Annotated in this window: 23 protein-coding genes; 6 read left to right on the top strand and 17 right to left on the bottom strand. The window is 70.6% G+C overall.

Translation table 11 applies throughout. The features are described from left to right. The 7 genes from AB0I03_RS21935 to deoC form a co-directional block, all read right to left on the bottom strand. The coding region (locus AB0I03_RS21935; protein WP_360415692.1) for a hypothetical protein at window positions 1-695 on the bottom strand (695 nt) is incomplete at its 3' end. A gap of 477 nt (window positions 696-1,172) precedes the next feature. Then, window positions 1,173-1,598, bottom strand: coding sequence for a roadblock/LC7 domain-containing protein (locus AB0I03_RS21940; RefSeq protein WP_228091671.1), 426 nt, complete (start codon window positions 1,596-1,598; stop codon window positions 1,173-1,175). Continuing rightward, complete coding sequence (locus AB0I03_RS21945) at window positions 1,595-3,181, bottom strand: hypothetical protein (protein ID WP_360415694.1); 1,587 nt, start codon at window positions 3,179-3,181, stop codon at window positions 1,595-1,597. The genes AB0I03_RS21940 and AB0I03_RS21945 overlap by 4 nt, the downstream gene beginning before the upstream one ends. A gap of 321 nt (window positions 3,182-3,502) precedes the next feature. Continuing rightward, complete coding sequence (locus AB0I03_RS21950) at window positions 3,503-4,327, bottom strand: DNA primase (RefSeq protein ID WP_360415696.1); 825 nt, start codon at window positions 4,325-4,327, stop codon at window positions 3,503-3,505. A 141-nt stretch (window positions 4,328-4,468) separates the two neighbouring features. After that, a complete protein-coding gene (locus AB0I03_RS21955; RefSeq protein ID WP_360415698.1) occupies window positions 4,469-5,359 on the bottom strand; it encodes an aldehyde dehydrogenase in 891 nt (296 codons plus the stop codon). Further along, window positions 5,352-6,776, bottom strand: coding sequence for an aldehyde dehydrogenase family protein (locus AB0I03_RS21960; protein ID WP_360415700.1), 1,425 nt, complete (start codon window positions 6,774-6,776; stop codon window positions 5,352-5,354). The genes AB0I03_RS21955 and AB0I03_RS21960 overlap by 8 nt, the downstream gene beginning before the upstream one ends. Window positions 6,777-6,779: 3 nt before the next feature. Beyond that, window positions 6,780-7,694: a deoxyribose-phosphate aldolase gene (deoC, locus tag AB0I03_RS21965; protein WP_360415702.1), complete on the bottom strand. Its 915-nt coding sequence runs from the start codon at window positions 7,692-7,694 to the stop codon at window positions 6,780-6,782. Window positions 7,695-7,788: 94 nt separating this feature from the next. Here deoC and upp point away from each other — a divergent pair, with 94 nt between their 5' ends. After that, the gene (upp, locus tag AB0I03_RS21970; RefSeq protein ID WP_360415704.1) at window positions 7,789-8,421 is read left to right on the top strand and encodes a uracil phosphoribosyltransferase; all 633 of its coding nucleotides are present in this window, start codon (window positions 7,789-7,791) and stop codon (window positions 8,419-8,421) included. Window positions 8,422-8,485: 64 nt separating this feature from the next. Here upp and AB0I03_RS21975 read toward each other — a convergent pair whose 3' ends face one another. From AB0I03_RS21975 to AB0I03_RS21995, 5 genes are all read right to left on the bottom strand, one after another. Beyond that, the gene (locus AB0I03_RS21975; protein WP_360415706.1) at window positions 8,486-8,743 is read right to left on the bottom strand and encodes a hypothetical protein; all 258 of its coding nucleotides are present in this window, start codon (window positions 8,741-8,743) and stop codon (window positions 8,486-8,488) included. 29 nt (window positions 8,744-8,772) lie between these two features. After that, complete coding sequence (locus AB0I03_RS21980) at window positions 8,773-9,168, bottom strand: type II toxin-antitoxin system VapC family toxin (protein WP_360415708.1); 396 nt, start codon at window positions 9,166-9,168, stop codon at window positions 8,773-8,775. After that, the gene (locus tag AB0I03_RS21985) at window positions 9,165-9,401 is read right to left on the bottom strand and encodes a hypothetical protein (protein ID WP_360415710.1); all 237 of its coding nucleotides are present in this window, start codon (window positions 9,399-9,401) and stop codon (window positions 9,165-9,167) included. Before AB0I03_RS21985 ends, AB0I03_RS21980 begins: the two co-directional genes overlap by 4 nt. A gap of 103 nt (window positions 9,402-9,504) precedes the next feature. Next, entirely contained in the window at window positions 9,505-11,166 is a 1,662-nt protein-coding gene (locus AB0I03_RS21990) for a phospho-sugar mutase (protein ID WP_360415712.1), read from the bottom strand. Window positions 11,167-11,222: 56 nt separating this feature from the next. Continuing rightward, a complete protein-coding gene (locus AB0I03_RS21995; protein WP_360415714.1) occupies window positions 11,223-13,253 on the bottom strand; it encodes a protein kinase in 2,031 nt (676 codons plus the stop codon). A 249-nt stretch (window positions 13,254-13,502) separates the two neighbouring features. Here AB0I03_RS21995 and AB0I03_RS22000 point away from each other — a divergent pair, with 249 nt between their 5' ends. Beyond that, complete coding sequence (locus tag AB0I03_RS22000) at window positions 13,503-15,089, top strand: acyl-CoA mutase large subunit family protein (protein WP_360415716.1); 1,587 nt, start codon at window positions 13,503-13,505, stop codon at window positions 15,087-15,089. 389 nt (window positions 15,090-15,478) lie between these two features. Continuing rightward, entirely contained in the window at window positions 15,479-16,792 is a 1,314-nt protein-coding gene (locus AB0I03_RS22005) for an amidohydrolase (protein ID WP_360415718.1), read from the top strand. A 181-nt stretch (window positions 16,793-16,973) separates the two neighbouring features. Here the strand turns inward: AB0I03_RS22005 and AB0I03_RS22010 are convergent, their stop codons facing one another. Then, window positions 16,974-17,417 (bottom strand): gamma-glutamylcyclotransferase family protein, encoded by a 444-nt coding sequence (locus AB0I03_RS22010; RefSeq protein WP_360415720.1) that lies wholly within the window; start codon window positions 17,415-17,417, stop codon window positions 16,974-16,976. Between the two features lie 61 nt (window positions 17,418-17,478). On the opposite strand from AB0I03_RS22010, the gene AB0I03_RS22015 reads away from it, so the two are divergent. Next, a complete protein-coding gene (locus AB0I03_RS22015) occupies window positions 17,479-18,864 on the top strand; it encodes an NAD(P)H-quinone dehydrogenase (RefSeq protein WP_360415722.1) in 1,386 nt (461 codons plus the stop codon). 61 nt (window positions 18,865-18,925) lie between these two features. Here the strand turns inward: AB0I03_RS22015 and AB0I03_RS22020 are convergent, their stop codons facing one another. From AB0I03_RS22020 to AB0I03_RS22030, 3 genes are all read right to left on the bottom strand, one after another. Further along, on the bottom strand, window positions 18,926-19,948 hold the full coding sequence (locus AB0I03_RS22020; protein ID WP_360415724.1) for a hypothetical protein: 1,023 nt from the start codon (window positions 19,946-19,948) through the stop codon (window positions 18,926-18,928). A gap of 202 nt (window positions 19,949-20,150) precedes the next feature. Further along, a complete protein-coding gene (locus tag AB0I03_RS22025) occupies window positions 20,151-20,906 on the bottom strand; it encodes an ABC transporter permease (protein ID WP_360415726.1) in 756 nt (251 codons plus the stop codon). After that, window positions 20,903-21,664: an ATP-binding cassette domain-containing protein gene (locus tag AB0I03_RS22030; protein ID WP_360415728.1), complete on the bottom strand. Its 762-nt coding sequence runs from the start codon at window positions 21,662-21,664 to the stop codon at window positions 20,903-20,905. The genes AB0I03_RS22025 and AB0I03_RS22030 overlap by 4 nt, the downstream gene beginning before the upstream one ends. A gap of 108 nt (window positions 21,665-21,772) precedes the next feature. On the opposite strand from AB0I03_RS22030, the gene AB0I03_RS22035 reads away from it, so the two are divergent. Together AB0I03_RS22035 and AB0I03_RS22040 are read left to right on the top strand one after the other, a co-directional pair. Further along, window positions 21,773-22,642, top strand: coding sequence for a histidine kinase (locus tag AB0I03_RS22035; RefSeq protein WP_360415730.1), 870 nt, complete (start codon window positions 21,773-21,775; stop codon window positions 22,640-22,642). An 8-nt stretch (window positions 22,643-22,650) separates the two neighbouring features. Beyond that, window positions 22,651-23,280, top strand: coding sequence for a response regulator transcription factor (locus AB0I03_RS22040; protein WP_360415732.1), 630 nt, complete (start codon window positions 22,651-22,653; stop codon window positions 23,278-23,280). Window positions 23,281-23,770: 490 nt separating this feature from the next. Here AB0I03_RS22040 and AB0I03_RS22045 read toward each other — a convergent pair whose 3' ends face one another. After that, window positions 23,771-25,207, bottom strand: a complete 1,437-nt coding sequence (locus AB0I03_RS22045) for a GuaB1 family IMP dehydrogenase-related protein (protein ID WP_360415734.1) — start codon at window positions 25,205-25,207, stop codon at window positions 23,771-23,773. Window positions 25,208-25,209: the final 2 nt, after the last annotated feature.

Raw genomic sequence — 25,209 nt, forward strand, 5'->3', positions numbered from 1 at the left:
TCTTCTTGGCGCGGAGGCGGGCAGGCGGTCTTCAGGTACTTGTCGAGCAGGCGACCGGTGGCCTCGGAGAGCTGGCCTTCCAAGGCCCACATGCCGTTGCCCTGCGGGATCAGCTCCAAGCGCTGCATCGACTGCTCGCCCAGCTCATCGAACAGTTCGGACTCTTCGGCGATCGCGGCCCAGAGTTCATCCAGGTGGCGGCGCAGCTCCTTGAAGGAGGCGTGGGCGCAGTACTCGGCGACCATCGCTTCGGGAGTGGTGCACTCGACTGAAGCATCGAAGGGGGAGGGGACCGGTGCCCGGAAGGGGGTGCGGGCGAACAGGCGCATGGCAGGGGTCTGGTCGAGCTGGCGGACGGCATAGGCGACCTGGTCGATCCGAGCCTTCCCCGAAGTGGCAGCCGAAGCGAGGATCCGGAACTTGCCGGAGAGGCGGGCGATCGCGGCGATGTCGGCGGCGGTGCGGTTGTGGAAGTCGAACTGGGAGACCAGGAGATCACGCAGGGCGGAGAACCCGAACTCGGAGCGGTGGAGGTTCTGCTCCTTCATCTCGATCACCGAGGAGAGCACTGCCGCGTGCTGGGCGTTGATGAGGGCTGCGGCTGCATCGAGGGTGGAGCGGATGGCGGCAGCTTGGGAGGGGCGGTTGGAGACCAAGGGAGGGAAGGGGTTCGGGGTGGTGGTGCAGCGACTCATGGTCCTTCGTCTCCTTCCTTGTTCTCGAATGTCCTGCCTGTTTTCGCTTTCTTGTTCGTAGTTCAATAGTGACAGGTGGGGGGCGGGGCGTCATCACTCAATGGGGTGAACATTCCATGAGGGACATTCACGGAGCGCGCGAGAGCACGTGGGGCGCAGTGCGAACCGCGCCAACGACCCGCCCCCGGTGGTCCCGCGCTGCCCGCCGGCCGCACTGTACACCGCAAAGGAATACGGACCCTTTGTCGCTGCCCGCCTTGACCCGCGCCCACTCCAGCTTGAAAGCCGAAAGCGGAGCCTCGGTTGGCAGGACCCTGTTGTCGCTGCCGCTCTGACCCGCGCCCCCTCCAGTCCGAGAGCCGACCCCCACCGAGTCGGCCCCCGTTGTCGCTGCCCGCTCTAACCTCGACTCCCACAATCCAGCAAGGGTGCGAAAACGGGCCCCAAGGCATCGCCTCGGGGCCCGTTTCGCTTGCCTTACACGACTTTCGGGATGGAGCCCGTGTTCGTCAGGGCCTCGTTCAGCAGCGGTCCGACCTGCATCGTGAACTGGCCGAGCTCGTAGCCGAGCTGCTCGCGGTCGCACTGGGAGACGGCGAGCAGGGTGAGGCAGATCTGCGGGCCGACCGGGGCGGCCAGGAGCACGCCCTCGGCCATCTCGACGATGACCTGCTGGGTCGGGCCGTGGTCCATGGACCGGCCGGCGCCCTCGCCCATGGAGAGCAGCCCCGATCCGATGCCCGCCAACTGGTCCGCGCGCTCCTTGGGGAGCCCGGCGGAGACGGCGAGCGGCAGGCCGTCGACGCTCACCAGGACGGCGTGCGAGAGCCCGGGGGTGCGGGCCACGAGCGAGCCGAGCAGCATGCTCAGGGAGCGCTCGTAGACGCCGAGATTGGCGCTCATCGGGTCGCCATCCTCTCCGTCCTGGCGCCTGCACCGGGGCGGCCGCCCCGGGCGCGGCCCCAGCCTTTGAAGTAGCCGGCAGTGTTCTGCGCCAGCAGCTCGGGGTCGCGGTCGATCGGCTCGTCGAAGCGCGGGTTCTCGTCCGCGACGACCGCGCCCGGCACCAGGTTCGCCTGCGGCTTTCGCCGCGGCAGCCCGGCGGGCGTGACCGGCTCCTCGGTCTCGGGGGCCTCGGTGACGTGGCGGGCGGTGCGCCAGCCCTCGTCGCCGGGGAGGTTCCACGACTCCGGTTCGGGCTCTTCGCCTTCGGGCCGCTTGAACCAGGCGCTGCGGGCCTGGCCGAGGATCATGAGCCCGTCGTCGTCGGCCATGAGGCTGGCGACGTCGACGATGTGGACGTCGTCCTTCGGCTGCCACGGGTGGCGGCGCGGCTCGGGCTCGGGCTGGCGCATGCTGTCGGACTGGAACGCGTCGGTCAGCGCCGGCCGGGGGACCGTCCGCTCGCTCGGCGCGGGCAGGTCCGACTGCGGCAGTTCGGCGGGCTGGGCCCGGCGGCGCCGGCGGATCGAGCGGGTGTGCGTCTCGCCGTCGACCGGCGGCATCTGCGATTCCGGGATCACCTGCGTCGCTTCGAGGTCCACGACCGAGTGCAACTGGGAGGCCGGGTCGAGCGCGCGGAGGCTCTGTCGGTCCGGCAGGTCGCCGGGGAGGCGGACGGTGGTGTGCGTGTCGTGGCCGTGGCGGCTCGTCGGGCGGTCCTCGTCGTCGTACGCGACGGGAGGGGCGGCGGGCGGCGCGGCGTCGAGGCGCGGGCGCTTGGCCTGGAGCAGCCCGATGAGCCCTTCGAGCGAGCGGTCCCAGGCCGAGACCGCGTCGGCGGTCGCGGAGACGGACGGCGCGACGGACGGGTCGTCCCCGCCGCCGATCTCGCGGATGGCCTCGGTCAGGGCCCCGGCCATCGCCGCGACCTGGCCGGGGTCGGCCACGGTGGCGAGGTCCGCGGCGAGCTCTTCAGTCGAGATCGACTGCAGCGCACCGGGTTGCGGGAGCCGGGTGAGGATGGCGACGGCGTTGGCCTCGCTCGGGTCGTCCCAGGCGGCGAGCGCCGCGGGGAATACCGCGCGCAGCAGGCACGTGAGCGCCTCTGCCGCGTCGTGACGGGCCCTGGCGGCCGAGGCCACGGTGTCCAGGATGGGACGCAGAGCGTTGATCTCAGGGCGCGCCGCGTAGGGCTGGCCGCTCACTTCGCCGGTCGCCAGGCCGCGGGCCATGGCGATGGCGTCGTCGAGGGCGTCCTTGGAGCGCGAGGCCGGGCTGGCGGCGCGGACGACGAGCTGCCCGGCGGCTGCGGCGAACTCGGCCAGCTGGACCACCTCGCCGTCGACGGCCACCGAGACTGACTGCCCGGGCGCCGATCGCGCGAGGAGGCTGTTGAGGCGGACCCAACCGCGGGGGTCGTCGCCGAAGGTGTCGGTGGCGATGAGGCTGCCGCCGGCCGCGACGAGCGCGACAGCGCAGGCGGTGTCGCCTTGTCCGGCTCCTGCTACCTGCTGGTCGATGGTGATGCCGCAGAACACTTGCACCCGCGGGGCTCCTCTCGTAGGGCGCACCCGGACGGGCGCCGGCCCCTGTCGGCGGGCCGAAGCCCCGCCTGTATTTACCAGTCCGTTATCAGTTTTCCGCAGAATACTCGGTTCTGCAAGCGGACGGACAGTGCGGGTTCATGAAGGGATGGAAAGCCATAGCACACATTTCCGTCAATTCCTCGACGCTGCGGACCAGGGGATTCCCTTGTGCAATAACGGTGTGCGACGCGACCGCGCCGCCGCGTGCGCCGCGGCGGCGCCGGGATTCGGACTCCGCGTACGAGTCCGCATGGGCTGTTCGGCCGATGGGCGTGCTCCCTAACCGCGCCATTCCACATGATCGTTGATCTTGGCGATGACGCCGCGCCAGGCGATCGCCGCCTGCTGCGAGTCGTTCTTCTTCAAGCGGCGCTTGGCGAGTTTGCCGCGCAGGCCGCCGTCGACGACGATCCGGAAGGTCTCGTCGAGGTCGTCCAGCGGCGAACCGGGGGCGAGCGAGTTGAGCACCGACTCGTTCTTCAGCGCGTACCCGAGGTCGCGCCCGACCTCGGCGGCCTTGATGAGCAGCTCGGGCTCCCAGGACTCCTGGCCGCCGCGCAGGTTGGCCACGACCAGGTCCAGCTCGTAGGTGTCGTCTTCGTCACACACGATGTCGTCGGTGCTGAGGCGCTCCTGCAGCTCGGCGTACTCCTCGATCACGGCGAGGTCGTGGTCGTCGTGCTCCTTGACGTACGCGACGAGCGCGTCCGCCTCGCGGAAGACCAAGAGCTTTCCCTTGCGGGTCAAGAACACCGGGACTTCCTCGGGGGTGGCGTCGAGGGCGTCTTCCTCCTCGTCGGCCTTGTCCTCGTCGTCGGCGAAGTCGGCCGCGTCGGGCTCGGGGGCGTCCGCGTCCTCAGGGGTCGCCTCGTCGTCCTTCTCGGCGTGCTTGCCGAGCGGCGCTGCGTCCTCGTCGTCTTCGTCCGCGGCGGGTTCGGGCTCGGCCTTGGCCTTCCCGCCCGGGAGGGTGTCCGACATTCGGTACGCGCGCAGGGTGAAACCGGAGTCCTTGCCCAGGTGGAGTTCCACCGGGTCGACGCTCATCTCGTTCCAGAGCTTGTCCGTCTCGGCGCTGCGCACCGGCCCGTCCGAATCGGCCGCCATGTCGCGTCCCTCCCGTAGTGATCTAGCTGGGGAACAGCGTACGACGACGCGACACGCCCGGTCGTACCCGGTAGGTCCGTTCGGAAAGGAATATGCGAATGGGGCCCTGCCCGTTGACGGCAAGGCCCCATCGACGGTCGCTCAGTAACCGCCTCCGGCGGTCGCGGCCATCCCGGCCGGGTGCCACACGGTCTTGTACTCCGTCCACTGCCGCAGCAGGTCGAGCGAGGTGCCCGCGCGCCCGGGGCGGCGGACCACCTTCAGGGTCTCGGCGGCGGCGGCCTCCAGGCTCGCGGCCAGTTCGGCGTCGGCGACGCCGCCCAGGTCGAGCCCGTTGACGTCGGCGTGCGCGGCCAGGTGCGGCGCGACCTCGGCGGCCTTGCCGCTCAAGATGTTGACGACCCCGCCGGGCAGGTCGGAGGTGGCGAGCACTTCGCCGAAGCTCAACGCGGGCAGCGGCTTCGACTCGCTGGCGAGGACTACGACGGTGTTGCCGGTGGCGATCGCGGGGGCGACGGATTCGATGAGGCCCAGGAGCGGGTCGTCCTGCGGGGCGACCACCGCGATGACGCCGAGCGGTTCGGGGGTCGTGTGGTTGAAGTACGGGCCCGCGACGGGGTTGGCCCCGCCGAGCACGGACGTGTACTTGTCCGTCCAGCCCGCGTAGTGCACGAGCCGGTCGATCGCGGCCTCCACGGTCCCCAGCGCCGCTTGGACTTCCGTGCCGGTGGCCTCGGAGAGATCCTCGGCGAACTGCCCGGCGCGGCCTTCGAGCATCTCGGCGGCGCGGTAGAGGATCTGGCCGCGCAGGTACGCGGTCTGGCCCGCCCAGGGCCGCTGGGCCTTGCGGGCGGCGGCCACTGCGTCGCGGCCGTCCTTGCGGCTGGCGAGCGCGGCGTTGGCCAGCTCGGTCCCGTCCGGGCTGCTCACGGGGTAGCTCCTTCCGGACTCCGAGCGGGGGAACTTCCCGCCCACGTACAGCTTGTAGGTCTTCTTGACCCTGAGGCGGTCGGCCGGTGCTTGCTTAGACATCGAGGTAGGCCTCCAGCCCCTGGCGGCCGCCTTCGCGGCCGTAACCGGACTCCTTCAGGCCGCCGAACGGGCTGGCGGCGTCGAACTGGTTGAACGTGTTGGCCCACACCACGCCTGCGCGCAGCCGCTCGGCCGCCCACAGGATCTTGGAGCCCTTCTCGGTCCACACTCCGGCCGAGAGGCCGTAGGGGGTGTTGTTGGCCTTGGCGATCGCCTCGTCCGGGGTGCGGAACGTGAGCACGCTCAGCACCGGGCCGAAGATCTCCTCCTTGGCGATGCGCATGGACTGCTGGACGCCGGTGAACACGGTGGGGCGGAACCAGAATCCGCGCTCGGGCAGGTCGCAGGCGGGCTGCCAGACCTCGGCGCCCTCGCCGGCGCCGGTCTCGGCGAGCGCCTGGATGCGCGAGAGCTGCTCGGCGGAGTTGATGGCGCCGATGTCGGTGTTCTTGTCGAGCGGGTCGCCCACGCGCAGCGTCTCGACGCGGGCCTTGAGCCGCGCGAGCACGTCGTCGGCCACCGACTCCTGCACGAGGAGGCGCGAACCGGCGCAGCACACGTGCCCCTGGTTGAAGAAGATGCCGTTGACGATGCCCTCGACGGCCTGGTCGACGGGTGCGTCGTCGAACACGATGTTCGCGGCCTTGCCGCCGAGTTCGAGGGTGAGCTTCTTCTTGGAGCCCGCGATGGACTTCGCGATGGCCCGGCCGACCGCGGTCGAACCGGTGAACGCGACCTTGTCGACCGCACTGTCCACAAGGGCCGCACCGGTGGCGCCGGCGCCGGGGAGGATGTTGACGACGCCGGGCGGCAGCTCGGCCTCCTGGCACAGCTCGGCGAACATGAGCGCGGTCAGCGGCGTGGTCTCGGCGGGCTTGAGCACCACCGTGTTCCCGCACGCGAGCGCCGGCGCGATCTTCCACGCGAGCATGAGCAGCGGGAAGTTCCAGGGGATGACCTGGCCGATGACGCCGAGCGGCTTCGGGTCCGCACCGAGGCCCGCGTAGGCGAGCTTGTCGGCCCAGCCGGCGTGGTAGAAGAAGTGCTGCGCCGCGGTCGGCACGTCGAAGTCGCGGGTCTCCTTGATGGGCTTGCCGTTGTCGAGGGATTCGGCGACGGCGAACTCGCGGGCCCGCTCTTGGAGGAGCCGGGCGATGCGGAACAGGTACTTGCCGCGCTCGGCGCCGCTCATGGGGCCCCAGACGGCCTCCTGTGCGCGGCGGGCGGCGGCGACGGCGTTCTGGACGTCGGCCTCGCCGGCCTCGGCCACGGTGAACAGGGCCTCCTCGGTGGAGGGGTTCACGGACTTGAAGACGGCGCCGTCGGCGGCGTCGGTGAACTCGCCGTCGATGAACAGCCCGTAGTGCTCTTTGATCTGGGGCCGCACCGATTCGGGTGCGGGCGCGTACTCGAACATCGCTTAGTCCACCGTCACGTAGTCGGGGCCGGAGTAGTGGCCGGTCTTGAGCTTCTGGCGCTGCATGAGCAGGTCGTTGAGGAGGCTGGAGGCGCCGAAGCGGAACCACTCGTTCGAGAGCCAGTCGTCGCCGAGGACCTCGTTGACGCACACCAGGTACTTGATGGCGTCCTTGGTGTTGCGGATGCCGCCGGCGGGCTTGACGCCGACCTGCACGCCCGTGGCGGCGCGGAAGTCGCGCACGGCCTGCATCATCAGCAGTGTCACCGGGAGGGTGGCGTTGACGCCGACCTTGCCGGTGGAGGTCTTGATGAAGTCGGCTCCGGCGTACATGGCGAGCCAGGAGGCGCGGCGCACGTCGTCGTAGGTGACGAGCTCGCCGGTCTCGAGGATGACCTTGAGGCGGGCCTCGCCGCTGGCGGCCTTGACGGCCTTGATCTCGTGGAAGACCCGTTCGAGGTCGCCGGCGAGGAACGCGCCGCGGCTGATGACCATGTCGATCTCGTCGGCGCCTGCGCGGACGGCCGCTTCGGTGTCGGCGAGGCGCACGTCGAGCGGCACCTGCCCGGCCGGGAAGCCGGTGGCGACGGATGCGACCTTGACGCCGGTGCCTTTGACGGCTTCGGCGGCGACGGCCACCATCGACGGGTAGACGCAGACCGCGGCGGTGGCGGGGGCGTCGCCGTCGGGGCGCACGGCCTTGGAGGCGAGCGACCGGACCTTGCCGGGGGTGTCGGCCCCTTCGAGGGTGGTGAGGTCGATCATGCTGATGGCGAGGTCGATGGCCTTGGCCTTCGCGTCCGCTTTGACGGAGCGGGTGGCGAGCCCCGCCGCGCGCGCTTCGAGGCCCACCGCGTCGACGCCGGGGAGGGCGCGGACGAGGGCGGCGGCCTCAGCGCCGCTCAAAATTGATCCCATGACTGGATGATATCCGTATTCCCGAGACGTTCGACTCAGACTGTGGTGACCAGCTCACATTAGCGCGGCGAGCTGGGCGTTAAGGTTGGGAACCGTGGATGTCAAGATCGTGGAACACCCGCTCGCCGCAGAACGGCTTACCGCCATGCGGGACGAGCGCTCGGACTCGCCAAGGTTCCGGGCTGCCCTGCACGAGCTCACAACGATGCTCGTCTACGAGGCCACGCGCGACGTGGCCGTGACCGAATACGCGATCAGGACGCCCGTGGCCCCGGCCAAGGGCTACCGGCTCGGGAACCCGCCGCTGCTCGTCCCGGTGCTGCGCGCCGGGCTGGGCATGGCCGACGCGGCCCAGGCGATGATCCCGGACGCCTCGATGGGGTTCGTGGGCCTGGCCCGCGACGAGGAGACCCATGAGCCGTACGCCTACATGGAGTCCCTGCCCGACGACCTGGCCGGACGCCATGTCATCGTGCTGGACCCGATGGTCGCCACCGGCGGCTCGCTCCTGCGCTGCTGCGAGATGATCGCCGCGCGCGGCTGCACCGACATCGACCTGATCTCGGTCCTGTGCGCGCCCGACGGCATCGCGAAGCTCGACGCCTCCGGCATCAGCCTCCGCATGACCACCGCCGCGGTCGACCCGGAGCTCAATGCCGCCGCTTACATCATTCCCGGCCTCGGCGACGCCGGCGACCGCCAATTCGGCGCCTACCGCCGCTTCTAACAGCACGAACGACGAGGGGCCGGGCGCGCAAGCGCCCGGCCCCTCACTCGTCTCCGTAGAACATCTACTGGATGTCCGGATCGACGTCGAAGACGCCGTCCTCGAAATCGAGTTCACTCCGCAGCCCGCCGATGACTACCGGCGGATCGCCTGGCGGAGGACAAGCTTCGGTCTCCCACGGGTCCTCCACCGTGACCGGCCTGTTCATCTCCTCGTGGATCGCTTCGAGCACCTCCGCGAAATCCTCATCGGGTACACGGTTCGCGTAGTACGCGATGATCGCGGCGCCGTTGGCGCGGTGCGGTGGGAGGTTGTCGGTCATCGGATGCTCAATTCGTCGCAGTCGGCTCGTTACGCCGTGATGCAGTGAATCTCGCATTGGAGCCCGGGGGTTCTCTCGAACTTCTTATCGACCGTCAGAAGCGGGGCTCGCAGGGCTTCCGCCAGCGCGACGTAGGAGGCGTCGTACGGCGTCATGTTCGCTCTTAGCTCCCAGATTCGGGGCAGATACCAGGTGTGCTGATACCGGTCCATGTTCGACTGGAGCAGCGATTCCAAGGCTTGGTTGGCTTTTGCCTGCTCCAGTTTGCGGCCCAGTACCAAGCCACGGAGCACCGAGCTGAATTCGAGATCGATGAAATGCGGCGCAACCAGTTTCTCACCGGCGACCGCTGCGCGGACACCCTCGCCCAGCTCATCAGAGCTGGTAAGCAGTTCGATCATGGCGGAGGTGTCAATGACGATCACTTGCGGTGCGTCCGGTCCTCCTCGATGACAGTGAGTATGTCCTCGGTCGTGACCCCGCTGCCTTCCGAAATCTCTCGACCGCGCACGATGAGTTCGTCGGTGGTGAGCCGTTTCGAATCCTGTTCGAGCAGGCGCTTTACGAAGCCCTCCACCGTCGTGTGGTTGTTCTGCGCGCGGAGCCGCAGCCGAGCCATCACGTCTTCGGACACGTCGTGGATCTCCAGATCAGCCATGACTCGATCGTAGGCGACCAGCCGTCGGATTTCATGTTCTGACACGCCGTGCCGAAGGGGCCGGGCGCGCAGCGCCTGGCCCCCTCGTTCGTGCTCGTTGTTGTTAGTGCGGCACGCCCAGGACCGCGGCGATCTCGGCCTTCAGTGCCTCGACGCTCGCGCGGGCGCGCTCGCGGGCGCCGGGGAGGTCGCCGCCGACGTCCTCGCGGACCTCGAGGTACGCCTTGAGCTTCGGCTCGGTGCCGCTGGGGCGGCAGACGACCCGGGCGTTCGCGGTCGTGACGGTGACGACGTCCGCGTCGGGCAGCCGGTCGAGGTACTCGGTGACCGGTTCGTCCAGGAGCGACGTGGGCGGGTGGGCGCGCAGGCGCTTCATGCACGCGTCGATCTCGCCGAGGTCCTCGACGCGGACGGAGAGCTGCCCGGTCTCGTAGACGCCGAACTCCTCGGCGAGCTCGTCGAGCCGGTCCTGCAGGGTCGCCATCCGCGCGGCCTGGCCGGCCGCGATCTCGCTGACGATGAGGGACGCGGAGATGCCGTCCTTGTCACGCAGGAACTCAGGGGCGACGCAGTAGCCGAGGGCCTCCTCGAACGCGAACGCGAGGTCGGCGCTGGTGCGGGCCAGCCACTTGAAGCCGGTGAGGGTCTCCATGTAGCCGAAGCCGCGCCGCTCGCACATCGCCTTGAGCTGCGTGGTGGAGACGATCGTGGTCGCGTAGGTGCCCTTGCGGCCCTTGCGCATCCAGTGGTCGGCCAGGAGCACGCCCACTTCGTTGCCGCTGAGCTGGCGCCAGGTGCCGTCGCCGACCGGGACGGCGACCGAGCAGCGGTCGGCGTCCGGGTCCAACGCGAGCGCCACGTCCGCGCCCTCCTCGATCGCGAGGGCCGTGAGCAGGTCGATCGCGCCCGGTTCCTCGGGGTTGGGGAAGGCCACGGTGGGGAAGTCGGCGTCGGGGTCGGCCTGGCGGGCGACCAGGGTGGGGGCCGGGAAGCCGGCCCGTTCCATGGCGCGCACCAGGGTCGCGCCGCCGACGCCGTGCATCGGGGTGGCGACGGACGCGAGCCGCTTGGGGTCGTCGGGGTCGACGACGGAGGCGACGGCGTCCAGGTACTCGTCCACGATGGCCCCGTCGAGGATCTCGCCCTCGTCGCCCAGGGGCACTTCGGTGAGCGGGCCGAGCGCTTCGATCGCGGCCTCGATCTCGGTGTCGGCGGGCGGCACGATCTGGGCGCCCGCGCCGAGGTCCCCGCCGAGCTCGCGGCCGAGGTACACCTTGTAGCCGTTGTCCTGCGGCGGGTTGTGGCTGGCGGTCACCTGCACGGCCGCGGCGGCGCCGAGCTTCGTGACGGCGTAGGCGGTCACGGGCGTCGGGAGCGGTCCGGGCATGACGAGGGCGCGGCGGCCGGAGCCGGTGACGACGCGCGCGGTCTCGGCGGCGAAGTCGCGGCTGCCGTGGCGGGCGTCGTAGCCGATGACGACGGGCCCTGCCGCGCCCTTCGCGTCGAGCCAGTTCGCGAGGCCGGCGGCGGCGGCGCGCACCACGGCGAGGTTCATGCCGTTCGGTCCGGCCCGCAGCGGCCCGCGCAGGCCCGCGGTGCCGAACTTCAGCCGCCCGGCGAAGCGGTCGGCGAGCTCGGGGCCCGCCGCGGGGAGGCCGTCGAGCAGCCGGTACAGCTCGTCCCGGGAGGCCTTGTCAGGGTCGTCGGTGATCCACTGCAGCACGTCGGCGCGCAGCGCATCCAGGTTGGTCGTCTCCTCCGTCATGCGGAAATCGTCGCATATCCGCCTGACGAGGGGCCGTCGTTGTGGACGGTGTGGCCTCAGCCGGTCTGGAACGACGCCACAGCCTCGTCGTACACCTGCTGTGATAGGTCCCATGCCGCCGCATCGCCGGAGATGAACACGCCGTACGCGGTGCCGTCGCCGGCGTCGACGAGCGCCCAGATCGAGTGCCGGTCGGCGCCGTCGTCGAGGTTGGTGCCGGTGTATTCCAGGACGGTGCCGTCCATCTCCGCGAACGAGGTCGCGGCGAGCTGCACCTGGTCGAGCTCCTCCATGGACTCCGGCAGTCCGTCCCAGTAGTCCGAGAGGTACGCCTCGGTGCTGTCCGACTCGTGGTCGAACCCGGAGTAGAACCGCACCCACTGGGTGTCGTCCTCGGGGTTGAAGTACACCGCGTAGTGCTCGCCCGCTTCGCCTTCGGTCCAGCCCGCGGGGTAGTTCGCGGTGAACCCGTCCCCTTCGTGCGTCGCCGTCTCGAACGCGGGCCCGCCGCCGTCGGCGTCGTCGCCCTCGCCCGTCGGGTCCTCCCCGGCGCTGTCGGACGCGCCCGGATCCGCATCCCCGCCCCCGGTGTCGCCGAGCAGCAGTTTGTAAGCGCCCCAGCCGAGCACGAGCGCGAGCAGCACGCACACGACGATGACCGAAGTGGACTTCCACACGTTCCCGGCCGGTTCGGGCTCGGGCTCGCGGGTGCGCGGGCGCGCGCCGGTGCGCGGCGGCGACACGTCCTGGAAGGCCGCCTGCTGCTGGAGCGGCGGCGACTGCTGCGGCATCCCGCCCGTCCCCAAAGGCCCGGCGAGCAGCGCCTGCAGCTCCTGTCGCACCTGCGGCAGCGGCGCGCGCTGCTGCGGGTCCTTCGCGAGCATCCCGCCGATGAGCGGCGTGAGCGGCCCGGCATGGCGCGGGCTCTCCGGCGGCTCCTGCACGACCGCGCGCATGGTCGAGACCGCGTCACCGCGGTCGAACGGCGGCCGGCCCTCGACGGCCGCGTACAGGGTCACGCCGAGACTGAACACGTCGCTCGCCGGCTCGGCCGGGTGACCGACCGCCCGCTCGGGCGCGATGTAATGCGCCGACCCCAGCACCTTCCCCGGCGTGGTCCCACCCGACACCTGATGCTGCTGCGCCGCACCGAAATCCGAGAGCACGCACCGCCCGTCGGTCGAGATCAGCACGTTGCCCGGCTTGATGTCGCGGTGGATGATCCCCGCGTCGTGCGCCGCCTGGAGCGCCCCGACCAGCGCCAGCCCTATCTTCGCGGCCACCCGCGGCGCGAGCGGCCCGTCCTGCGTCAGGATCTCCGCGAGACTGCGCGCCTGCAGGAGCTCCATCACGATCCACGGCAGCCCGGCGTGCTCGACCACGTCGAAGATCCGGATGATCGACGGATGCGACAGCGCCGCCGCGATCTGCGCCTCCCGCCGCGACCGGTCGATCATCTGCACCCGCTCGGGCACAGGCAGGTCCGGCGGCAGGAACACCTCTTTCAAGGCCACCTCGCGGCGCAGCACCATGTCCTGCGCCCGCCACACGGACCCGTTGCCGCCCTTGCCGACCAGGTCGACCAGCTGGTAGCGGTCGGCCACCAGGTCGCCGGGCCCGGCCCGGTTGCCGGTGCCGGCCGGAACGGCGCGCGGGCGCTGGCCCTGGCCGCCGGCCGCGAAGCTCTGGCCGAGGTTCCCGTAGTTGCCGTAGGAGTTGCTGTGCCGGTACGAGGAGTCGCCGTACGAGTCGCCGCCGTACGCGTCCCGGTTGAACCCGGGGTTCGACTGGCCGTACTCGGGGTTCGACTGCCCGAAGCTCGGGTTCGACTGGCCGTACGCGGGCGCGTAGGGATCGCGTCCGGGATCCGGGCGGCCGCCCTGGGCCGGGCGCGGATCGGGCCCGGCGCCGTGCGCGCCGAACGAGGGATGCGGGTCACCGCCGGCGCGTCCGGATCCGTAGGATGCACCGGAGAACCCTGACGGCTCTTGGGGTTCGGGGGAGTACCGAGGGGACGGTACCGCGCCGGGGCGGGGGTCCTCATATGCTCCGGGACCACCGCGACCGTAGTCAGATGAGTACGTCATTCGGCCACTCCTCGCGAGGGATCCCCACTAGTCTGCCGTGTCGGAGCCTACCGGTAGGTACCGGCCCCGATTACGGCTCGCCAACCGCATCGCGGCGATTCGCGTAACCGGTCGTGAACGGTGTCGTAAGCGGCAGGGGCCTCAGGCGCGGCGTCACGAATCCACGGCTCGCAAGCTTCGCCGAGACTATGCCTCCGGGACCGGGGCGGAGCTTCCCGAAGACGCAGTTCACCCCCTAGGATGGCAGCCATGCAGTCGTCACCGCAAGGCCGCGACGGGATCGAGATCCGGCCCGTCTACGGACCCGACGACGCCGCGAAGGACCTCCCGGAACGGCTCGGCGAACCCGGGTCCTTCCCCTACACGCGCGGCGTCCACCCCTCCATGTACACCTCCAAGCCCTGGACCATGCGCCAGTACGCCGGGTTCGCCACCGCCGCGGAGTCCAACCGCCGCTACCGCGACCTCCTCGAAGCCGGCACCACCGGCCTCTCCGTGGCCTTCGACCTGCCCACCCAGATGGGCTACGACTCCGACGCGCCCGAAGCCGCCGGCGAGGTCGGCAAAGTCGGCGTCGCCGTCGACTCCCTCGCCGACATGCGCGTCCTCTTCGGCGGCATCCCCCTCGACGAGGTCTCCACCTCGATGACCATCAACGCCCCCGCCGCAGTCCTCCTCCTGCTCTACCAGCTCGTCGCCGAAGAGCAGGGCGCCGACACCGCCGAACTGCGCGGCACGATCCAGAACGACATCCTCAAGGAGTACATCGCGCGCGGCACCTACATCTTCCCGCCCGCGCCCAGCCTCCGCCTCGTCGCCGACACCTTCGCCTACTGCGCCGCCGAACTCCCCGCCTGGAACACCATCTCCATCTCCGGCTACCACATGGCCGAAGCCGGGGCGACCCCCGCGCAGGAACTCGCGTTCACCCTCGCCGACGGCATCGAGTACGTCAACTGCGCCATCGACGCCGGACTCGACGTCGACGCCGTCGCACCCCGCCTCTCCTTCTTCTTCGTCGCCCGCTCCACCCTCCTCACCGAGGTCGCCAAGTTCCGCGCCGCCCGCCGCATGTGGGCCCACATCATGCGCGACCGCTTCGGCGCCAAAGACCCCCGCTCCATGAAGCTCCGCTTCCACACCCAGACCGCCGGCGTCGAACTCACCGCCCAGCAGCCCGAAGTGAACCTCGCCCGCGTCACCGTGCAGGCCCTCGCCGCCGTCCTCGGCGGCACCCAGTCCCTCCACACCAACGCCTACGACGAGGCCATCGCCCTCCCCACCGACGCCTCCGCCCGCCTCGCCCTGCGCACCCAGCAGGTCATCGCCGCCGAGACCGACCTCACCGCCACCGTCGACCCCTTCGCCGGCTCCTACGCCGTCGAAGCCCTCACCGACGCGGTCGAAGCCGAGGCCCTGCGCCTCATCGACGCCGTCTTCGCCCACGGCTCCGCCGTCGAGGCCATCGAAGCGGGCTTCCAGAAGAGCGAGATCGAACGCAGCGCCTACGAGACGGCCAAGCGCATCGACTCCGGCGAGCAGACCGTCGTCGGCGTCAACGCCTACACCCTCAACGGCGCCGAAGCGCCCTACAAACCACTCAAAGTGGACCCCGCGATCGAAGCCGCCCAGGTCGCCCGCCTCGCCGCCCACCGCGCCTCCCGCAACGCGGCCGACCTCACCGCCGCACTCGCCGCCGTCACGGCCGCCGCCGCGGGCACCGACAACGTCCTCTACCCCCTCAAGACCGCCCTCGCCGCCGGCGCCACCGTCGGCGAAGTCTGCAGCGCACTCGCCGCCGAATGGGGACGGTACGTACCCAACGACAATTGGTGAGCGCACCGTCACCTAGAGACAAAGCGCACAACGGGTCTGTCGCCGAAAACGCGACACCGGGAAACACTGGCCCGCGGACGCGACATACCGCCGCGCGCGTCCCTGTTCCGAATGAAAACCGGATCTCGGCCGTAACTTATCGGCCCGGCAAGCGTTATGCCTCATGACAGCGGGTACAGGCTAAGGGCCGTGACCGTTCGTCGCGCAACCGTCACCACTGGCGCGGGGACCAGCTCGACGGCAGCCGGGCGTCGCAAATCACGGCGCTGGCCGCAACGGAGCGCGATCGGATTAAGCTTGCCGGATCGCCCTCCATTGGCTTTGATCCTTGAACGCGAATTGCGAGGCGCGAAGGAATGTTTACGCTCACTGCGGAGAAAGTCGTCGAGATGGGTATCGCCACAAAGTCCAATGAGCCGCTGCCGGGCGCGATCGCGCCCGAATCGTGTCTCGTGGTGCCCGGCGCACTTCCCTCGTTCGACAATTCCGGCAACGCCGCTGAGGAGCAGGCCATGTCCATGTCGCTGCCCGAGTTCCTGGACGGCTGGCTGGCCGCCCACGCGGGCGAGGTCATCGCGGCCCGCCGCCACATCCACGCGAACCCGCGCCTGTCCCGCCAGGAGCACGACACCGCGGACTACGTGGCCGCCGCCCTCGCCGAAGCCGGGCTCGACCCGCAGCTCATCCCCGACGGCACCGGCCTCACCTGCGACATCGGCACCGGCGACCGCGTGATCGCCATCCGCGCCGACATGGACGCGCTGCCGATCCACGACCCGAAGCAGGTCCCGTACCGCTCCACGGTCCCCGGCGTCACCCACGCGTGCGGCCACGACGCCCACACCGCGATGCTCATGGGCCTGGGCCGCGTCCTCGCCGAGATCGAGCGCCGCGAAGGCCTGCCCGGGCGGTTCCGGCTCGTGTTCCAGCCGTCCGAGGAGCAGTTCCCGTCCGGCGCGCCCACGATGATCAAGTACGGGGCGCTCGAGGACGTCGCCGCGATCTTCGCGTTCCACTGCGACCCGCAGTTCCCGGCCGGGAAGATCGCCGTGCGCAACGGGCCCCTGACGGCCGCGTGCGACGTCATGGAGGTCCGCATGTCCGGTCGCGGCGGCCACACCTCCCGCCCGCACCTCACTTCCGACCTCGTCAACGCCATCGGGCGTGTCGTGGTCGACGTGCCCGCGCTCGTGAACCGCCGCCTCGACCCGCGCCAGTCCGTCGCGATCGTCTTCGGCGCGGTCCAGGCCGGCGAGGCCGCGAACGCGATCCCGCAGGAGGCCCTTGCGCGCGCCACTGTGCGCGTGCACGGCCACGAGACCTGGGACATGATCCCCGATCTGGTGCAGGAGGTGACCCGCTCGGTCGCCCGCGCCTCCGGCGTCGAATGCGAGATCGACTACCGCCGCGGCGTCCCGCCCGTGGTCAACGACCGCGTCGCCTCCGCGATGTTCGCCGGGGCCACCGCCGCCGCGCTCGGCGACGACGCCGTCGCCGAAGCCCCCATGTCGATGGGCGGCGAGGACTTCGCGTACTACCTCGAGCAGGTGCCGGGCGCGATGGCCCGCCTCGGCGTCGGCCGCCCCGGCGAGCGCCTCGACATCCACCAGGGCAACTTCGACATCGACGAGACCGCCCTCGCGCACGGCATCCGCGTCATGACCCACACGGTCCTCGCCGCCGCCGCGAGCCCCGCTTTCTGAAGCAGCGCAAGACGATCGGGGGAGTCGCCAAGCGACTCCCCCGATCGTCATGCAAGTAGGTGAACGGCGTGTCCCGGCAAATCGGACACTCGCAGCGCCCCCGAATCCGAGGGTACGCACGGGGTACGACAGGCCCGCCCGACCGGCCCGAACAGGCGCGCTGCCCGGGGCCGATCCGCCTCTATTCGGCCGTCGGACGCTTCCGCAGCGTCTCGACGTAGTCCTGCGGCGCGCCGGCGGCCTCAGCGGCGCGCATGATCTCGTCGAGGTACCACTGGCTCGGCAGCCCGCCCTCGAAGCCCTCGAACACGTACAGCCACACCGGGCGGTTCGCCTCCAATGTCGCGGCCTGCGTGTGCATCCGCCGGTACAGCCCCGAGTTCAGCCCCTCGAGTTCGTCGAGGACCTGCCGGTCGGCCGGGTCGAGGTCGTAGAGCGCCACGAACACCCGCTCGCCCGGCGACTCCACCACCGTCGCGACGGCGGTCTCCGAGCCCAGGTCGGCGTTGCCGAACGTCAGTCGCCAGCCTTCCAGCCAGCCCGTACCCACCAGCGGCGACCGCGGGCACGTGGCGCGCATTCGGGCAGGGTCGAGATTCGAGCCATACGCGGCATAGAGATGCACGACTCGAAGATACCCTTAAACCTGCCCGCACTGAAGCATCCCGAACACCGAAAGGCGCACCGTGGCACGAGTAGCGATCATCGGCGGAGGCCCGGCCGGGTATGAAGCCGCCCTCGTGGCGGCCCAACTCGGCGCCGACGTCTCCCTCATCGAGGCCACCGGACCGGGCGGCGCGTGCGTCCTCTCCGACTGCGTCCCCTCCAAGACCTTCATCGCCGCCTCCTCCGTCCTCACCGAGATCCACGAGTCCAGCGAACTCGGCGTCGCCGCCATCGAGGCCACCGCCGACCCCGCCGCCGTCAACGGCCGCGTCCGCCGCCTCGCCGCCCAGCAGTCCGCCGACATCGCCCAGAAGCTCCTCAACGCCGGCGTCGACATCGTCCACGGCCGCGGGGCGCTGCGCGTCGACAAGGGCTACAACTACGTCCACGAACTCCACATCGTCCCCGTCGAAGGCGAACCCTACGACGCCGAAGCGGACGTCGTCCTCATCGCCACCGGCGCCACCCCCCGCACCCTCACCTCCGCGCCCGTCGACGGCGAACGCATCCTCACCTGGCGCCAGCTCTACGACCTCAAAGAGCTCCCCGAGCACCTCATCGTCGTCGGCTCCGGCGTCACCGGCGCCGAATTCGCCTCCGCCTACCTCGCCATGGGCTCCCATGTCACCCTCATCTCCTCCCGCGACCGCGTCATGCCCCACGAGGACGCCGAAGCCGCCGAGACCGTCGGGCGCGTCTTCGTCCGCCGCGGCATGGACGTGCGCAACCACTCCCGCGCCGCCGCCGCCCGCCGCACCGACGACGGCGTCGAGGTCGAACTCGAGGACGGCACCGTCATCGAAGGCACCCACGCCCTCATCTGCGTCGGCTCCATCCCCAACTCGGACAACCTCGGCCTCCACGCCTACGGCGTCACCGTCGACGAGCGCGGTTTCATCCCCGTCGACAAGGTCTCCCGCACCAACGTCCCCGGCGTGTACGCCGCCGGCGACGTCACCGGCGTCCACGCCCTCGCCTCCGTCGCCGCGATGCAGGGCCGCATCGCCATCTGGCACGCCCTCGGCGAAGCCGTGCGCCCCATCAAACTCGCCCACGTCGCCGCCAACGTCTTCACCGACCCCGAACTCGCCTCCGTCGGCGTCACCCAGGCCGACGTCGACTCCGGCAAAGTCGACTGCCGCGGCGTCCTCCTCCCGTTCGCGTCCAACCCCCGCGCCAAGATGGTCGACCGCACCGAAGGGTTCGTGAAGCTCTTCGCCTGGAACTCCTCCGGGATCGTCGCCGGCGGCATCGTCGTCGGCTCCCGCGCCTCCGAACTCATCACGCCGATCGCGCTCGCCGTGGAGCAGCGGCTCACGGTCGAGCAGGTCGCGCGGACGTTCACGATCTACCCGTCCCTGTCCGGATCGGTCGCCGAGGCCGCCCGCCAGCTCATGGAGTTCTGACCCGGACACGCGAAGAAGGGGGCCGCAGCGCATCGCCGCGGCCCCCTTCTTCGCAGACTCGCTACTTGAAGGTCTCGACCCTCAGGTGACGGATCAAGTGGATGTCGGTGGCCCCGCCGGTGGAGGCGGCGAATCCGAACTTGAACGTGTCGGGCGCGGCGTGCGGCATCCTGGTCTCCAGGACCCGGTGCCAGCCCGAGGCGGCCTCCGCGTCATCGGTCATGAAGTTGATGTCCACGGTGACCTTCGGGTGCGTGCCGCCCGAGACCTTCAGCTTGACGAGGCGCTTGGAGTCCGCAAGGGAGTCGCCGCGCAGGCTCTCGGGGAAGTCGGTGCCGTAGAGGTCCCCGTTCGGGACGGTGCCGACCACCTCATCGGTGGCGGTGGTGGCGAGCAGGCAGTAGCCGGAGTGGCCGCTGCCGGGCCCGCGCAGCGCCACGTTGTCGGGAGCGCGGTTCGCCTCGATCCGCAGTTCGGCCGGCGCCCGGTGGTCCTCCGGGCAGTCGGTGCCGCGGCCCTCGGTGTCGGCCGAGAAGTTCCCCCACGCGTCCAGTCCGAGCCCGAGGTAGCCGCCCTCGATGCCGGGCATGTCGGTGTGCTGGGCGTAGCCGAGGCTCCCGCCGTGCGCGCCGAGCTTGGTGAGGTTCGTGTCGCCGTCGACGATGAAGAACGAGATGCCGTCGGCTTCGGTGCCGCCGTACTGGTACTGCGCGAACGTGACCTCGATGCCGCCCTCGTTCTCGACGGCCTTGTTGTAGACGACGCCGCCGTGGTGGTACTTGGCCGCGTCCGTGAGCTGCAGGTAGCCGGGCGTCTTACCGGACTCCGGGACCGGCCCCGTGGCCTCCTCGGAGCAGGAGCCGAAATCGTTCGCACCGCCCACGACGGTGTTCGCCGTCAGGCACGCGCTGAGGGAGTGGAAGTTCGGGTCGACGACGCTGTCTCCGGTGAACGACTCTGCCACGAGCAGATGCTTCGCCTCCCCTCTCCCGTCTTCGCCGTGCGCCCCGGCCGTCGCCGGCAGCGCCGCGAGCGCCGTCGCGAGCATCATCGATCCTGCCCCGAACATGGCAATGCGTTTCACTGGAGCTCCTTCGGTATGCGCCGCGCGGCACCGACGGCGCCGCACGAAGTCCGCGGCCCTGCTGACACGGGCCGATTACCGATTGAAGCTATATGAACACCAAGCGCAATGAAGTCTGTTCGGTTAACTGTGGACGGTCCACGTACGGCGGCGAGGCCGCGACGGCGGAACCCGCCCTCGCAGCCTCGCCGGCCCTCACCGCTCAGGCATCTCTGCGGCGCATCACCAACCAGCCCCCGACCAGCGCCGCCGCCGTCCACAACACCAGGATCCCGATCCCTTCCCACGGCCCGTAATCCCGCCCGAACTGCGGATCGCCCGGCCGCGTCAAGTGCATGACCACCATCCCCACCTGATCGGGAAGGTACTGCGCCACCGGCTTGATCGCCTCGATGTTCCCCAGGCCCTGCCCCGACAGGAACAGCACCGGCAGCAGCACCGACAACGTGACCACAGTGCTGCGCAGCATCACCGCGATCGCCGCCGTGAACACGCTCAGCAGCGTCAGATGAATCCAGCCGCCCAGCAGCGACTCGACCGTCCACCACGCCGTCAACGGCGCCGCCGCCTCGCCGATGACCACCCGCACCAGCCCGAACACCGCCAGCTCCACTACCAGCGCCGCCGCGGCCACGGTGAGTCCCACCGCCGTCATCTTCGCCGCGAACAGCCGGCCCCGCGACGGCACCGCCGCCAGCGACGCCCGGATCGTGCCCGTCGAGAACTCCGCACCCACCGTCGCCACCGCGAACGTCACCAGCACCAGCTGCGCCGTCAGCAACCCGAAGAACACCGGCAGCAGCGCATCGGTCGCCGGACCGCCCGCCGTGAACCCGTTCGCGATCACCCAGCTCAATCCGAGCGCGACGAACGCGAACAGGCCCAACGACACCACCGTCGACCGCACCGAACGGACCTTCACCCACTCGGCCGACGCCGCACGCACGAACCCGCTCACTGCGCACCCCCCGACATGCCCGAACCGCTGCGGAATTCGACCGACGCACCCGTCAACCGCATGAACGCCTCCTCCAGACTCGCCCCACTGCCGTCCGCCGCCGCATGGGCGGCGATGAAATCCTTCGTGGACGTGTCCGCCAGCAGCCGGCCCCGCCCGATCACCACCAGATGCTCCGCCGTCAACGCCATCTCCGACATGAGATGACTCGACACCAGCACCGTCCGACCCTCCGCCGCCAGATCCTTCATCAGATGCCGGATCCACACCACCCCTTCAGGATCGAGACCGTTCACCGGCTCATCCAGCATGAGCACCTCCGGATCCCCCAGCAGCGCCGCGGCCACACCGAGCCGCTGCTTCATCCCCAGCGACAGCGTCTTCGCCCGCTTCCGCGCCGCCCCCGCCATCCCAGTGGCCTCCAAGACCTCCCCGATCCGCCGCTCCCCGATCCCGTTCGAACGCGCCAGCCAGCGCAGATGCTCGCGCACACTGCGCGTCGGATGCAGATCCCCGGCGTCCATCAGCGCCCCGACCGCGGTGAGCGGCCGGTCCAGGGACGCGTACGGCCGCCCGTTCACCGTGGCCCGCCCGCTCGTAGGCCGGTCGAGGCCGAGGATGAGCCGGATGGTCGTGGACTTCCCCGCGCCGTTCGGCCCGAGGAAACCGGTGACGCGGCCCGGCTCCACCGTGAATGACAGGTCGTCGACGGCCGTGCCGCCGCGATACCGCTTCGTCAGATTGCTCACTTCGATCACACTGCAACCGTAGAAAAGCGGGCACCCCGCGAACAGTCGCCGAAGGTCGCTTCCCCTCGCGACGAAAGTGAACCGCCACCCCGCCGACCCGATGCGTACCCTGGCCGTATGAAAGGTCTGCTCGCGGCCGTCGCCATCGTCCTGGCCGAGTTCGCCCTCCTCGCCGCCCTCCCCGCCGGTCCCCTCCCCGCCGGCATCCTCGCGCTGCTCGCCGCTGCGGTCGTCGTCGCCCTCTGGCAGCGGTACCGCCGCTCCATGCGCGAACAGGAGGTCGCGGTCGAACGCGAACGCCTGCGCCTCGCCCGCGACATGCACGACCGCATCGGACGCCGCCTCGGCCTCGCCGCAGTGCAAGTCGCCGCCCTCGAAGTCCGCGACCACGACCCCGAACGGCGCGCCGAGGCCCGGCAGGTCGGCGACACCGTGCGCGCCGCCGTCGCAGACCTCCACGGCCTCGTGTCGCTCCTGCGCGCAGGAGCCGAGACCGAGACCCGATTCGACCCCGCCGAAGCCGCGACCCTCGCCGCGTCCTTCATGGAAGCGGGCGTCGCCGTCGAACTGCGCCACGAAGGCGAACCCGGCCCGATCCCCGCCGTCGCCGCCCGCGCCGCCTACGCCGTACTCGAAGAAGGCCTCGCGAACGCCGCCAAACACGCGCCCGGCGCACGCGTCCGCGCGACAGTGACCTGGGAGACCGACGCCCTGCTCGTCGCCGTCGAGAACCCGCTCCCCGCAACGAAGGCCCCTGCCCTGCCCGGCGGACACGGACTCCCCGGCCTCCACGAACGCGTCGCCGCCGCAGGCGGCCTCCTCGACCACCGCGCCGACGCCGACCGCTTCCGACTGAGCGCCATGCTGCCCCTCCCAACCACGCACCCGCAACTCCCGCGAACCGCCCGCGCCGCCGCCATCGGCACCGTCGTGCTGCTCCTTGTCCTCCTCCCGCTGACCTCGATCGCCGGGGTGCAGGGCGCATGACTCGCGTCGTGATCGCCGACGACGAACCGCTCGTCGTCGAAGGGGTGCGCACGGTCCTGGAAGCAGCGGGAATCGACATCGCCGGCACCGCCCACAACGGACGCGACGCACTGGCGGCGATCGAACGCTGCCGACCGGAGGTCGCGCTGGTGGACCTGCACATGCCGGGCCTGGGCGGTCTCGCGGTGGTCGAGCGGCTCCCGGCGGTGTCGCCGGGGACGCGGGCGCTGGTGCTGACCTCTTTCGGGGATCAGGAGAACGTGCTCGCGGCGGTGGAGCACGGCGCGGCGGGGTTCGTCCTGAAGACTTGCGCGCCAGAGGAACTGGTGGCTGCGGTGCGCGCGGTCGCGGCGGGGGAGGCGTACCTGTCGCCGGTGGTGACGCGGATGGTGCTGGGCCTGGTGGCCCCGGAGTCGGCGCCGCGGCGGCGCGACGCGGTGGACCGCGTCGCCCGCCTGGCCGCGCGCGAACGCGAGGTCCTGGATGCCGTGGCCGAGGGCTTGTCGAACGCGGAGATCGCGGGCCGGGTCCACATGAGCGAAGCGACCGTGAAGACCTACGTGAGCCGTGTGCTCGCCAAACTCGGCTGCACCAACCGGGTCCAGGCGGCGATGCTGGCCAGGGACGCAAGGAACTGAGCCACGCTCACGCCGCATCACCCCAAGTTATCCACACCCCCTGAACAGCAATTTCACCGCAGTTGCGGCAAGTTATCCACAGGCTGGAAAGTGGTGCTTGGCAACCCTTGCCCGACCTGTGATTGTTGATAGCAAAAACAGCTGCTTCGCCGGTGGTGGTGGAAGTGCGGAGTGGCGAACCGGTCCTGGCAGGACTGGCGGCGAATGTGGGAATCCCCGGGGGCCGCCCCCGAAGACCGCGCGGGAGTGCACTCCCGCGCGGCTCCTGCCAGGACACCTCGCGAGGAGATGTACGCGGGCGCACCGGCAAAGGCGCCGGTGCGCCCGCACCAAACAAGACCGCACATGTGAACCAGCAACTCAGCGCAACACCGGGAAACCACGAAGGCGCCCGCCTCCCGGCGGACGTCAACGGCGGCATCTTGCCGGGCTACCAGCGCCCGCGGCCTCGCTTGGGGCAACCTGCGCCCCTCGATGCTGCTTGCGGCGCTTACCAGCTGCTCGGGACCGGCGCGCCTTCGGTGTAGCCGGCGGCGGACTGCACACCCACGGCTGCGCGCTCGTGGAACTCTGCCAGGTTCGTCGCGCCGGCGTAGGTCGCGGCGGACCGCACGCCCGCCACGATCGAGTCGAGGAGGTCCTCCACGCCGGGGCGCTTCTGGTCCAGGTACATGCGTCCGGTCGAGATGCCCTCTTCGAACAGGGCCTTGCGCGCCTGGTCGAACGAGGAGTCGCTCGCGCTGCGGGCCTTGACGGCCCGCGCCGAGGCCATGCCGAAGGACTCCTTGAAGGCCCGGCCGTCGGCGTCGTAGTGCATGTCGCCGGGGGACTCGTGGGTCCCGGCGAACCAGGAGCCGATCATGACGTTCGAGGCGCCCGCGGCGAGCGCGAGGGCGACGTCGCGCGGGTGGCGGACGCCGCCGTCGGCCCACACGTGCTTGCCGTAGCGGTGCGCGGTGGTGGAGCATTCCAGGACCGCGGAGAACTGGGGCCGGCCGACGCCGGTCATCATGCGGGTGGTGCACATCGCGCCGGGGCCGACGCCGACCTTGACGATGTCGGCGCCCGCGTTGATGAGGTCGGTCGCGCCTTCGGCGGTGACGACGTTGCCCGCGGCGATGGGCAGGTGCGGGGCGGCGTCGCGCACGAGCTTGAGCGCGTCGAGCATCTTCTCCTGGTGGCCGTGCGCGGTGTCGACGACGATGACGTCGGCCCCGGCCTCGACGAGCGCGGTGGCCTTGCCGGTGACGTCGCCGTTGATGCCGATGGCGACGGCGACGCGGAGCTTCCCGTTCGCGTCGGTGTTGGGCCGGTAGATGGTGTTGCGCAGCGCGCCGGCCCGGGTGAGCACGCCGTGGAGGCGGCCCTCGCCGTCGAGCACGGGCGCGAGCTTGATGTTGGCGTCCTCGAGGATCTTGAACGCCTCGGCGTCGGAGATCCCCATGGGCAGGGTGACGAGCCGGTCGGAGGCGACCAGTTCAAGCTGCGTGAACCGGTCGACGCCGCGGCAGTCGGCTTCGGTGACGACGCCGAGCGGGCGGCGCTCGGAGTCGGTGACGATGACCGCGCCGTGCGCGCGCTTGGGGAAGAGGGCGATGGCCTCGGCCACCGTGGCAGTGGGCGGGAGGGTCAGGGCCGCGTCGCAGTCGAGCGGGCGGGACTTGACGCGGGCGATGACGTCGGCGACGACGTCCACGGGGATGTCCTGCGGGATCACCGCGAGGGCGCCGCGGCGGGCGAGGGTCTCGGCCATGCGCCGGCCCGAGACCGCGGTCATGTTGGCCGCGATGATGGGGATGGAGTTCCCGGTGCCGTCGGCGGTCGACAGGTCGACGTCGAGGCGCGAGGCCACGTTCGACCGGTTCGGGACCATGAACACGTCCGAGTAGGTGAGGTCGTGGCCGGGTTGTCCGTCGATGAAGCGCATGG

The organism is Glycomyces sp. NPDC021274, assembly GCF_040641195.1.
Taxonomy (GTDB): domain Bacteria; phylum Actinomycetota; class Actinomycetes; order Mycobacteriales; family Micromonosporaceae; genus Glycomyces.